The organism is Cellulomonas sp. ACRRI (genome assembly GCF_022346185.1).
Lineage (GTDB): Bacteria > Actinomycetota > Actinomycetes > Actinomycetales > Cellulomonadaceae > Cellulomonas.
Window position 1 is genome coordinate 1 of the sequence record NZ_JAKRMS010000130.1, and the last position, 12,005, is coordinate 12,005.

11 protein-coding genes are annotated in these 12,005 nt (G+C 71.3%); 5 read left to right on the top strand and 6 right to left on the bottom strand.

Annotation, left to right across the window (positions count from 1 at the left end):
* Positions 1-297, top strand: a 297-nt coding sequence (locus MHY85_RS17660; protein ID WP_239198848.1) for a hypothetical protein, incomplete at its 5' end; no start/stop codon positions are given.
* 908 nt (positions 298-1,205) lie between these two features.
* On the opposite strand, the gene MHY85_RS17665 is transcribed toward MHY85_RS17660, so the two are convergent.
* The gene (locus MHY85_RS17665) at positions 1,206-1,661 is read right to left on the bottom strand and encodes a MarR family winged helix-turn-helix transcriptional regulator (protein WP_239198851.1); all 456 of its coding nucleotides are present in this window, start codon (positions 1,659-1,661) and stop codon (positions 1,206-1,208) included.
* Positions 1,662-1,784: 123 nt separating this feature from the next.
* Here MHY85_RS17665 and MHY85_RS17670 point away from each other — a divergent pair, with 123 nt between their 5' ends.
* Positions 1,785-2,888 (top strand): alkene reductase, encoded by a 1,104-nt coding sequence (locus MHY85_RS17670; protein ID WP_239198854.1) that lies wholly within the window; start codon positions 1,785-1,787, stop codon positions 2,886-2,888.
* Positions 2,889-2,922: 34 nt separating this feature from the next.
* Positions 2,923-3,843: a nitroreductase/quinone reductase family protein gene (locus tag MHY85_RS21660; protein WP_308191426.1), complete on the top strand. Its 921-nt coding sequence runs from the start codon at positions 2,923-2,925 to the stop codon at positions 3,841-3,843.
* 107 nt (positions 3,844-3,950) lie between these two features.
* Here MHY85_RS21660 and nrdF read toward each other — a convergent pair whose 3' ends face one another.
* From nrdF to MHY85_RS17705, 5 genes are all read right to left on the bottom strand, one after another.
* Complete coding sequence (nrdF, locus tag MHY85_RS17685; protein WP_239198857.1) at positions 3,951-4,925, bottom strand: class 1b ribonucleoside-diphosphate reductase subunit beta; 975 nt, start codon at positions 4,923-4,925, stop codon at positions 3,951-3,953.
* Between the two features lie 133 nt (positions 4,926-5,058).
* Complete coding sequence (nrdE, locus tag MHY85_RS17690) at positions 5,059-7,230, bottom strand: class 1b ribonucleoside-diphosphate reductase subunit alpha (protein WP_374233985.1); 2,172 nt, start codon at positions 7,228-7,230, stop codon at positions 5,059-5,061.
* Positions 7,200-7,616: a class Ib ribonucleoside-diphosphate reductase assembly flavoprotein NrdI gene (gene nrdI, locus MHY85_RS17695; RefSeq protein ID WP_239198863.1), complete on the bottom strand. Its 417-nt coding sequence runs from the start codon at positions 7,614-7,616 to the stop codon at positions 7,200-7,202. The genes nrdE and nrdI overlap by 31 nt, the downstream gene beginning before the upstream one ends.
* 81 nt (positions 7,617-7,697) lie before the next feature.
* Complete coding sequence (gene nrdH / locus MHY85_RS17700) at positions 7,698-7,943, bottom strand: glutaredoxin-like protein NrdH (protein ID WP_147795259.1); 246 nt, start codon at positions 7,941-7,943, stop codon at positions 7,698-7,700.
* A 471-nt stretch (positions 7,944-8,414) separates the two neighbouring features.
* Positions 8,415-9,173 carry a hypothetical protein gene (locus tag MHY85_RS17705; protein ID WP_239198866.1) on the bottom strand — a complete coding sequence of 253 codons (759 nt, stop codon included), beginning with the start codon at positions 9,171-9,173 and terminating at the stop codon, positions 8,415-8,417.
* Positions 9,174-9,419: 246 nt separating this feature from the next.
* On the opposite strand from MHY85_RS17705, the gene MHY85_RS17710 reads away from it, so the two are divergent.
* Complete coding sequence (locus MHY85_RS17710; RefSeq protein ID WP_154730046.1) at positions 9,420-10,160, top strand: GntR family transcriptional regulator; 741 nt, start codon at positions 9,420-9,422, stop codon at positions 10,158-10,160.
* The gene (gene atzF / locus MHY85_RS17715) at positions 10,157-12,001 is read left to right on the top strand and encodes an allophanate hydrolase (RefSeq protein WP_239198869.1); all 1,845 of its coding nucleotides are present in this window, start codon (positions 10,157-10,159) and stop codon (positions 11,999-12,001) included. Before MHY85_RS17710 ends, atzF begins: the two co-directional genes overlap by 4 nt.
* Positions 12,002-12,005: the final 4 nt, after the last annotated feature.

Here is a 12,005-nt window from a genome sequence, read left to right on the forward strand (position 1 = left end):
CCCCAGCCCGACCCCGCGTCGGGCCCGACCGCCCCCCGTGCCATGACCGTCACCGTGGTCGCCCCGGACCGGGTGCTGCTGACGGGACCGGCGGTGCGCGTCACGGTGCCGTCCGTGGCGGGCTCGCTCGGCATCCTCGCGCGCCACGAGCCGGTGGCCGCCCTGCTCGCCGCGGGCGCCGTGCGGGTCCTGCCGGCGGACGGGCCCGAGGTCGAGGTGCACATCACCGGCGGGTTCGTCGTGGTCGACGACGACCAGGTGACGGTGCTCGTCGACGGCACGCGCGCGGACGGATGACGGCGCCGGGTCCAGCCGCGCAAGGCACCGCCGAGCACGGGGGCCCGACGGGCCACACCGCCTGACAGAACTCTCCGAAGACCGACGCCACGCCGGAACCGGAGTCGAATGCACCCGCTGCTGGAGCGGGTGGCTCGGAGGACCTCGTGGGGTCGCGCGGTCTCTCGAGTGGTGGTGACGACGCACCGCCGCCGTGGGTGCGGTCAGGCCTTGGCCGGCGCCCGCCGGCAAGGACGTGAACGCCGCGACCGAGATGCTCGTGAACACCTGAGGTTTCGACCTGACCCACCCCCCGATCAGCGTGCCGTGCGGCGAGGCAGTCGGACTGCCCGTCGGGCGACGCCGGGCGAGGCATGCCGAGGCCGGGCGCCCCGCGCGACGGCGCAGGTGCGCGATCTGCCGAGGTCGCAGATGCACCCGCGGTCGTTCGGACGCCGAGGTCGAGATGCGCCCGATGGCTCGCGCTGTGCGGTGATGCCCCGTCTCAGATGCGGCGACGGTCGGGCGCGTCCGCACCTGGGCAGAGCACGATGCTCACCCGAGCTCACGCCCCTCGGGGGAGCCGTGGAGCGCCCCCTCCAGCATTCCACTTCCCACCGGTCAGCCCGCCGGAGAGGCGCCACACGTCCTCGGCGGACAAGTGGTCCTGCACGAGAACGAGCAGGGTCTCCAGGCCGTCACGGCGAGCGATCCCTCTCTTGTGCGGCGGGTCGTCGGGGAAGAAGAGAGACACAGGCTTCCCTGCGGCATCCGGTGTGGCGACGACGGGCCGAGGTCGACCCAGATGGTCGGGAAGCTCTCGGGTGGGAGGCCGAAGAAGGTCTCGGCGGACGGAGCGTCGGCGAGTGGTCCCGCAGCGCGGCGCCCTCGACCCGGTCGACACGGAGCTCGACGACGCCATGGCGAGCTCACCCGCCCGCAGGATCGACCGCGGCGAGGTTCGCCTCCAGGTCACTGAGAGCGTCGAGCATCTCCTGGACGCGAGTCGGGGTGAGCTCCCCGACCGTAGCCCGTTCGAGCTCGTCCCACGCCTCCGTGACCTTCTGCCGGAGGTCCAGGGCGGCTTCGGTGGGGTGGACGATCACGACGCGGCGATCGGTGGGAGATGGCTCTCGTCGCACCAGCCCGATGTTGGCGAGTCTCGCGATGCTTCGGGCCATCGTCGGGGCGTCGGAGTCGAGCGTGCGGACCAGGTCGACCTGGCGTTGGGGCCCGTTCTGCCAGAGCGTCATCAGGACGAGTTCCTGCCCGGGGCGCAACCCGGCGTCCCGGAGCAGGCGACCGGCGAGCGCCTTGTGCAGGCGGGCCAGCCGGAAGATGGCGTAGCTCAGCGGGTGAGCACCGAGGCCGTTCGGATCGTCCACGCCGGAAGGGTACGTCCTCGTCGACGGAGGCACCCAGCACGTAGTTAGCCGGACAAGGAATAACCCGGCAGGTTCGTTGTTCGGCTAAGTGTTCTGTTCGTCAACGTCACGAGGAGCACGACCATGGACGTCCAGCCCAGCACCGCCTTCCAGCCCACCACTGCCGGCCGCCTGCGGCTGCGCAACCGCATCGTGATGTCGCCGATGACCCGCAGCCGGGCCTTCGGGACCCGCGCGACCGACGACATGGCCGTCTACTACGCGCAGCGCGCCGGCGCCGGGCTCATCGTCACCGAGGGCATCCAGCCCAGCCCGATCGGCCAGGGCTACCCCGACACGCCGGGGCTGCACTCCGCCGAGCAGGTCGCCGCCTGGCGCCGGGTCACGGACGCCGTCCACGACGCCGGTGGCTCGATCGTGGCCCAGCTGATGCACACGGGCAGGATCGGTCACCCGAGCACCACCGAGGCCGCCGGCCACGGACCGCTGACACCCGTTGGACCCTCCGCGGTGCAGGCGGGCGGTCAGGTGTTCACGCCTACCGGCCCGCAGCGGAACGTCGTCCCCCGTGCGCTGACGGAGGACGAGATCGCCTCCACCATCCAGGACTTCGCCACCGCCGCCCGGCACGCGATCGACGCCGGCTTCGACGGCGTCGAGATCCACGGCGCCAACGGCTACCTGCTCCACCAGTTCCTGTCGACCAATGCGAACCGCCGCACCGACAGGTGGGGCGGCAGCCCGCAGAACCGGACACGTCTCACGCTCGACGTCGTCGCGGCGGTGGTCGACGCCATCGGCGCCGACCGCACGGGGCTACGGCTCTCCCCGGCCAACGGACTCGGCGACACGGTCGAGGCCGGCCACGTCGAGACCTACACCACCCTGGTGCGTGAGCTGGGCCGGTTCGACCTGGCCTACCTCCACCTCGTCGAGGCGGGCGACCCTGGGCTGACGCCGGTGTTGCGAGGCCTCTGGCCCGGGGTGCTGATGCTCAACCCCGCGACCCCGGAACCCCAGGACCACCCCGGGCGGCTGGCCCTGGTCGATCAGGGGGCAGCCGATCTCATCTCCTTCGGGCGCCTGTTCATCGCCAACCCCGACCTCGTCGACCGCCTGGCCACCGGCGCGGAGCTCGCCCTGCCCGACATGTCCAAGGCGTACGGCGGCGATCACCGCGGCTACACCGACTATCCGACCCTCGCGCACTCGCCCGCCGCGGCCTGAGGCAATCGGCACCGAGGGAGAAAGGAGCATGACAGTGACCAGCTTCAACGAGCGCGTCATCGACCAGTTCCACGCACAGAACGGACGCGTCGGAGGGTGGGGCGAGAGCCTCGTCCTGGTGCACCACCGCGGAGCACGCACCGGCAACGCCTACGTCAACCCCGCCATGTCACTGCGCGACGGCGACGACTGGCTCGTGGTGGCATCGAAGATGGGCGCGCCGCACGATCCCGCATGGGCGGTCAACCTCCGGGCGGAGCCCGACGTCGAGATCGAGGCCGTCGTCGACGGCGAGGTCAGGACGATCCCTGTGCGCGCTTCCGAGCTCGTCGGCACCGAACGACAGACCGCCTTCGACCGCTTCGTCGAGGTAGCACCGGCGTTCGCCGCCTACCAGGCCAAGGCGGGGCGCCTGATGCCCGTGATCCGGTTCCGCCGCCGATCGACACCTTCTGTCGCACCTGACGACACCACCCGGTACATCACGGTCCGCCACGCCGAGACAGAGGACGGGCTGCCGCACTTCGGCGTCGTCGGCGATACCTACACGATCCTGCTGACGGGCGCAGACACCGACGGCCGCTACGGGCTGATCGACATGCACGTCCCGCCGGGAGGCGGTCCCCCGCTCCATCGTCACGACTTCGAGGAGATGTTCCACGTCCTGTCCGGAGAGGTCGAGTTCACGTTCCGCGACGAGCATCTCGTCGCCCACGCCGGGGACACGGTCAACATCCCCGCCCGCGCCCCGCACCGTTTCGTCAACGCGTCCGAGAACGACGTCCGCATGCTGTGCATGGTCACCCCTCCCGGGCTGGAGGAGTACTTCGGTCTCTGGGGCGAGCCGCTGCCCGACCGCACCGCCGCGCCCGACGCGGCAGAGACGTCGAAGCGACTTCGCACGGCCGTCGCGCTCGAACCCGCCTACAAGATCGAGACCGTCATGCACCAGTAACACCCTGAGCGAGTTGCCCTCGGGGAACGGAAAGGCCCGGCACCGCAGGATCCTGCGGTGCCGGGCCTCTGGTCAGTCGCTCCGGGCGGCTGATCCTCCGAGCAGTCTCAGAAGTCCCAGTCCTCGTCCTCGGTGTTGACGGCCTTGCCGATGACGTACGAGGAGCCCGAGCCGGAGAAGAAGTCGTGGTTCTCGTCGGCGTTCGGGGACAGGGCCGACAGGATCGCCGGGTTGACGTTCGTCTCGTCCTTCGGGAACAGCGCCTCGTAGCCCAGGTTCATCAGGGCCTTGTTCGCGTTGTACCGCAGGAACGCCTTGACGTCCTCGGTGAGGCCCAGGGGGTCGTACAGGTCCTGGGTGTACTCCACCTCGTTGTCGTACAGCTCGAAGAGCAGCTCGAAGGTGTAGTCCTTCAGCTCCTGGCGCTCGGGCTCGGTGAGCCGCTCCAGGCCCTTCTGGAACTTGTAGCCGATGTAGTACCCGTGCACGGCCTCGTCGCGGATGATGAGGCGGATCAGGTCGGCCGTGTTGGTGAGCTTGGCCCGCGAGGACCAGTACATCGGCGCGTAGAAGCCGGAGTAGAACAGGAACGACTCGAGCATGGTCGAGGCGACCTTGCGCTTGAGCGGCTCGTCGCCCCGGTAGTAGTCGAGGACGATCTCGGCCTTGCGCTGCAGGTTCGGGTTCTCCTCCGACCAGCGGAAGGCCTCGTCGATCTCGCGCGTCGAGATCAGCGTCGAGAAGATCGACGAGTACGACTTCGCGTGCACCGACTCCATGAACGCGATGTTGGTGTACACCGCCTCCTCGTGGGGGGTCAGCGCGTCCGGGATGAGCGACACGGCGCCGACGGTGCCCTGGATGGTGTCGAGCAGGGTCAGGCCCGTGAAGACGCGGGTCGTCATCTGCTTCTCGACGTCCGTCAGGGTCGCCCAGGACTGGATGTCGTTCGACACCGGCACCTTCTCGGGGAGCCAGAAGTTGCCGACGAGCCGGTCCCAGACCTCGACGTCCTTCTCGTCCTCGACGCGGTTCCAGTTGATCGCCTGGACCCGGTCGACCAACTTCAGCTTCTCGGCCATCACTGCTCCATGTCGTGTCCGGTGCCGCGCCGACCGCGGCTCGTGCGGGGCTCCCCGCCTGGGTCTGCCCCCAATGGTGCACCCTCGCGCGAGCGCGCCGGTCGGGCGTCAGGCCCGGCCGGCGCACGTCGCGTCAGAGCATGCAGGAGACGCAGCCCTCGACCTCGGTGCCCTCGAGCGCCATCTGCCGCAGGCGGATGTAGTAGATCGTCTTGATGCCCTTGCGCCAGGCGTAGATCTGCGCCTTGTTGATGTCGCGCGTGGTGGCGGTGTCCTTGAAGAACAGCGTCAGCGACAGGCCCTGGTCCACGTGCTGCGTGGCCTCGGCGTACGTGTCGATGATCTTCTCGTAGCCGATCTCGTACGCGTCGTCGTAGTACTCCAGGTTGTCGTTCGTCATGAACGGCGCCGGGTAGTACACGCGGCCGAGCTTGCCCTCCTTGCGGATCTCGATCTTCGACGCGATCGGGTGGATCGACGACGTCGAGTTGTTGATGTACGAGATCGAGCCGGTCGGCGGGACCGCCTGGAGGTTCTGGTTGTAGATGCCGTGCTCGCGCACCGACTCCGCCAGCTCCCGCCAGTCGTCCTGCGTCGGGATGTGCACGCCGGAGGTGGCGAACAGCTCCGCGACGCGGGCGGTCTTCGGGACCCACGTGCCCTCGATGTACTTCCGGAAGTACTCGCCGGACGCGTAGGTCGAGTCCTCGAAGCCGGCGAACGCCTGGCCCCGCTCCTTGGCGAGCAGGTTCGAGGCGCGGATGGCGTGGTACGCCACCGTGTAGAAGTAGATGTTCGTGAAGTCCAGGCCCTCGGCGGACCCGTAGAAGATCCGCTCGCGTGCCAGGTACCCGTGCAGGTTCATCTGCCCGAGGCCGATGGCGTGGCCGCCGCGGTTCGCCCGCTTCACGGACGGCACCGACTCGATGTCGGTCTGGTCGGACACCGCGGTGAGCGCGCGGATCGCGGTCTCGACCGAGCGGCCGAAGTCCGGCGAGTCCATCGCGAGCGCGATGTTCATCGAGCCGAGGTTGCAGGAGATGTCGCGGCCGACGTGGTCGTACGACAGGTCCTCGTTGAAGGTCGAGGGCGTCGAGACCTGCAGGATCTCCGAGCACAGGTTCGAGTGCGTGATCTTGCCCTTGATCGGGTTGGCCTTGTTGGCCGTGTCCTCGAACAGGATGTAGGGGTAGCCCGACTCGAACTGCAGCTCGGCCAGCGTCTGGAAGAAGTCGCGGGCCTTGATCTTCTGCTTGCGGATGCGCCCGTCGTCGACCATCGCGCGGTAGTTCTCGGAGACGTTCACGTCCGCGAACGGCTTGCCGTAGACGCGCTCGACGTCGTACGGGGAGAACAGGTACATCTCCTCGTTGTTCTTCGCGAGCTCGAACGTGATGTCCGGGATGACGACGCCCAGCGACAGGGTCTTGATGCGGATCTTCTCGTCCGCGTTCTCCCGCTTGGTGTCGAGGAACCGCATGATGTCCGGGTGGTGCGCGTGCAGGTACACGGCACCGGCGCCCTGGCGGGCACCCAGCTGGTTCGCGTAGGAGAAGGAGTCCTCGAGCAGCTTCATCACGGGGATGACGCCGGACGACTGGTTCTCGATGTGCTTGATGGGCGCGCCGTGCTCGCGGATGTTCGACAGCAGCAGGGCCACGCCGCCGCCGCGCTTGGACAGCTGCAGGGCGGAGTTGATGCCGCGCGCGATCGACTCCATGTTGTCCTCGATGCGCAGCAGGAAGCAGGACACGGGCTCGCCGCGCTGCGCCTTGCCGAGGTTGAGGAACGTCGGGGTCGCCGGCTGGAAGCGGCCGGACACGATCTCGTCGACGAGCTGCGTCGCGAAGGTCTCGTCACCCTCGGCGAGCGCGAGCGCCACCATGGTGACGCGGTCCTCGAAGCGCTCCAGGTACCGCTTGCCGTCGAACGTCTTCAGCGTGTACGAGGTGTAGTACTTGAACGCGCCGAGGAAGGTCTGGAACCGGAACTTCTTCGAGTACGCGTGCTTGAACAGCGCCTTGATGAACTCCGGGGTGTACTGCGCGAGGACCTCGGCCTCGTAGTACTTGTTCTCGACCAGGTAGTCGAGCTTCTCCTCGATGTCGTGGAAGAAGACCGTGTTCTGGTTGACGTGCTGCAGGAAGTACTGCCGCGCCGCCTCCCGGTCCTTGTCGAACTGGATCTCCCCGTTGGCGCCGTAGAGGTTCAGCATCGCGTTGAGCGAGTGGTAGTCCATCTCGGGCGTGATGGTGATGACCTCGGTCGCGTCGGTCATGCCGGCGTCGGTGAGTGTCGCTGCCAAAATCGTCCCCATCCCTCTCGGACGCGTCGCACGTCCTCGGTCGTTCCCATGAGCTCGAAGGCGTACAGGTACGGGACCTGGCACTTCGCCGCGATGATGTCTCCGGCCATGCAGTAGTGCGCGCCGAAGTTGGTGTTCCCCGCCGCGATGACGCCGCGGATCAGGGAGCGGTTGGTCACGTCGTTCAGGAACTTGACGACCTGCCGCGGGACCGCACCGCCCTCGTTGCCGCCGCCGTACGTGGGGACCACCAGCACATAGGGGTCCTGCACGTGCAGGAACGGCTCCGACGGACGGAGCGGGATCCGCGTGGCGTCGATGTCCAGCTTGTCGACGAACCGGCGGGTGTTCTCCGAGACGGAGGAGAAGTAGACCAGGGAGCTCAACGCCCCACCCCTCCTCGCCCCGGGTGGATCGTGGACCCGTGCGGCCGCGCCGCCCGGGTCACCGGGCGGCGCACGGCCGCGTCAGGCGACGGAGACCGCAGCGCGGTCGGCGAGCGCCTTGATCTGGTCCGGGCGGTAGCCCGACCAGTGGTTGCCGTCGGCCACGACGACCGGCGCCTGCAGGTGGCCGAGGGACATGACGTAGTCACGCGCGTCGGCGTCCTCCGTGATGTCCACGACCTCGTACTGCAGGCCGGCCTTGTCCATGGCGCGGTAGGTCGCGTTGCACTGGACGCAGGACGGCTTGCTGTAGACGGTGATGGTCATCGCTGTCTCCCCGGTGTGAAAGGCCTGGCTGGTACGTGCGCCCCCGCGCCCGCCCCGCATGCTGCTGGTGATGCTGCTCTCGGCCGCTGCGGCCGGGCCCCCGGGCGTCTTCCCGACGTCCCCAGGCCCTCCTCCAGCGGCGAGTCACGACACTACACCTAGTGGTGCGCCCGGCAAGAGACCACAAGGGCTGGTGTTACACACGTGTCGTTTCCACAGCCTGTGCACGATCGTCGATGTCCAGTTCCATCCACAGGCTACGGGCGACCACTGACACACAGGACGAGCGCGGAGGCCCTGCACATCCACGCGTTCGTCCACAGATATCCCCAGGTCGACCACAGGCCGGGCCACATGTGGACAACTCCCCCCCGCACCCCGCGGGGGTGACGCAGGTCGCCCGGACGGCGGCGCGTCGGGCACCCGGCGTGTCGCACCAGCACCGGCGTGTCGCGGCGCGTCGCCGGCTGGTCACCCACCTCCGTCCAGGATCACCATGCCCTTGCTGCCCCGCGGCTCCCGGAAGCCCGCGGCCTCCAGCTCCGCCTGCTGCCGGTCCGACGCCGCCACGGCTCCCACCGTCTCCCCGGGCGCGACCACCAGCCGGCACAACGTGACGGCGCCCGCGAGGGCGGCGGCACGGTCGGCTCCCGGGTCCCGCACGGCGACCCGGCCGAGCCACCAGGTGGTGCGGATCTGCGGTGCGACGCGGAACAGCCCGCGACGCTCCTCCGCGGTGCGCTCCGCGCGATTGCGGAGCCACTGGAGCACGCCGAGGGTCAGCAGGTAGCCGTAGAAGACGCCCGCGACCACGAACACGGCCGTCGGGGGCACGCCGCGGACCACCGGCCGGAACAGCAGCCAGACCGCGGCGCCGATCGCGATGGCGACGCCGGGCGACACGGTGCGGCTCAACGACACCGTGGTCCGCCGGTCGTCGCGGTGGTACCGGTTGCGGCCGATCGTGAGCAGCCGCGCCGGCCAGCACCATGCCGTCAGTGCCCCGCGGAGGACGCCCCGCGCACGCACGGGCACGCCGTCCGCCGCGAGCGTCCAGGCGACGCCAGGGAGGTCACCGGCGCGGACCGGCCGCCAGCCGGCGGCCGCGGCGGCCGCCCGCCGCTCCTCCCGGGTCGGCGGCGCCCGGGTCGGCGGGGGCGGGTCCACGACGTCGCCGTCGTCGGTCGACGCACCCCCGCGTCCGTCCGCGCCCGCTCCCGGCACCGTCATGCCCGCAGCGTCCCGCAGCCCGCACCGCCCCGCACGACGACCGGCTCACCGGGCCCCGCTCCTCGAAGTGGAAGGTCTGGCCGGACACGCCGTGGGCGTGTCCGGCCAGACCTTCCACTCGACCCGCCAGGCCCCCTCCCTCGCGCGCGGGCGCGGTGAGCAGCTGTCGGTCCCCGCGCGAAACGTCACGCGCCCGCAACATCCGCCGCCACGTGCGGAAACATGTACCCGGTTCTGTATACAGACATGAGTACAGACGTCGTCCCCGGGTCGCCGGCGGCACCGAGCGGCCCCGAGGGCTCCGCCACCTCGCGCCGCGAGCGCGTCTACCTGACCATCCGCGACGAGCTGATGAGCGGCCGGGTCTCCCCGTACGAGCGGCTGACCGAGGAGCGGCTGGCCGAGCGGCACGGCGTGTCCCGGACCCCGGTGCGCGAGGCGCTGGCCCGCCTGCTGGCCGACGGGATCGTGGTCAAGCGCGAGAGCGGCCTGCACCTGTACGTGCCGAGCTTCCGCGAGCTGACCGACCTCTACGAGCTGCGGATCACCCTGGAGCTGCGCGGCCTGACCCGGGCGCTCGAGGACCCGACGGTGCACCACGACCGCGCCCGGCTCGAGGGCGAGCTCGCGCACTGGTACGGCTTCCGCGACGACCGCCCCGCGCCGGACGCGGGGTTCGTCAGCCAGGACGAGCGGTTCCACTTCACGCTGCTCGACGCGTCCGGCAACCCGGCGCTGACGCAGGCGCTCGCCCAGACGAACCGCCGGATCCGGTCGGTGCGGATGTACGACTACCTCACCGAGGACCGGATGGCCGCGACCATCGACGAGCACATCGGCATCGCCGAGCTCGTGGTGCGCGACCGGCTGCCCCAGGCGCTGGAGGCGCTGCGCGCCCACGTCGGCGCCTCGCGGGAGGTCGTGATGGAGCGCGCCGCCGCCGCGCTGGAGATGACCCGACTGATGGCCCGCGAGGAGCAGCGATGACCGCCACGACCGCCACCCCCACGACCACCGGCGGCACCGCCCTCGACCGCGTCGACCGCGCCTTCGCCGCCCTGGAGGCGGCCGCCCGCCCCGACGTGTGGACGCTGGTCCGCGACCGCGCCGACGTCGAGGCCGAGGCGCGCGCCGTCGACGCCCGGGTCGCCGCCGGCGAGGACCTGCCCCTGGCGGGCCTGGTGCTCGCCGTCAAGGACAACATCGACGTCGCGGGCCTGCCGACGACCGCCGCGCACCCCGCGCACCAGGTGGTCGCCGACCGGTCGGCCACCGTGGTCGACCTGCTGCGCGCCGCGGGCGCCGTCGTGCTCGGCAAGACCAACCTCGACCAGTTCGCGACCGGGCTCACCGGCAGCCGCAGCCCGTACGGGGCGGTGGCGAGCGCGGTGGCGCCGGACCGGGTGTCGGGCGGCTCGTCCTCCGGCTCGGCCGTCGCCGTCGCGCTCGGGATCGCCGACCTGGCCCTGGGGACCGACACCGCCGGCTCCGGGCGCGTCCCCGCCGCGTTCAACCGCGTCGTGGGCATCAAGCCCACCCTCGGGCTGGTGCCGAAGGACGGCGTCGTGCCGGCGTGCGCCTCGTACGACTGCGTGACCGTCCTCGCCCGCGACCTCGACCTGGCGCGGCGGGCGATGACGGTGATGGCCGCCCCGAGCGCCCTCGACCCGTCGTCGCGCACCTGGCCCGCGGACGTGCGGCTCGCCGCCCCGACGGCGCCCGTCGTCGCGGTGCCGCGGGACGCCGACCTGGCCGAGGTCGCCCCGGGCGTCCGGGCGCGGTTCGACGCGGCGGTCGCCCGGCTGGTCGAGGCGGGCGCGACCACGCGCGTCGTCGACCTGACGCCGTTCCTCGCCGCGGCCCGGCTGCTGTACGGCGGCGGGCTCGTCGCCGAGCGGTACGCGGCGTTCGGCGCGTTCCTGGCCGAGCACCCCGAGGGCGCCGACCCGTCGGTCGCCCGCATCGCCGCCGACGCCGGCCGGGTCACCGCGGCCGAGTACCAGGCCGCCCGGGACGAGGTCGCCGCGCTGCGCTCCGCCGCGCTGGCCTCCCTCGACGGCTGCGACGCCCTGCTGGTGCCCACCGCCCCGGAGCACCCGACGCTCGCCGAGGTCGCCGCCGCGCCGCTCACCACCAACGCGCGGCTCGGGCTGTTCACCAACTTCGTCAACCTGTTCGACATGGCCGGGGTCGCGATGCCGCTCGGCCCCACCGGCGCCGGCGAGGCCGGGGTCACGGTGCTCACCCGCGCCTTCGACGACCAGGTGGCGCTCGACCTCGCCGCGCTGCTGGAGCGGGACGGCCGGGCCGACGACGCCGGGTGGCGCGACCTGCCCGCCGCCGACGCCCCGGCACCCGCTCCCCTGCCCACGACCGGCGTGCCGGTCGTCGTGTTCGGCGCGCACCTCCGCGGCGAGCCGCTGCACCCGGACCTGCTGGCGCTCGGCGCCCGCTGGGTCGGCCCGGTCCGCACGGCGCCGGACTACCGGATGCTCGCGCTGGCCACGGCCCCGGCCAAGCCGCTGGTGCACGCCGTCGCCCCCGGGACCGGCGGGTCCCTGGCGGGCGAGGAGTACCTGCTCACGCCCGACGCCCTCGGCCGGCTCCTGCTGTCGATCCCGGCGCCGCTCGGCCTCGGCCGGGTGCGGACCGACGACGGCCGCGAGCTCGTCGGCTTCGTCGGCCAGCCCGGCGCCGCGCCGGGTGCCGCGGACGTGACGCACCTCGGCGGGTGGCGCGCGGCCCTCGCCGCGGGCGCCGCGCCCGCACCGCCCACGGTTTCCGGCGCGGCCACCGCGGACCGGCGTGGGCCGGGCCGGAAGCCGTAGGCGG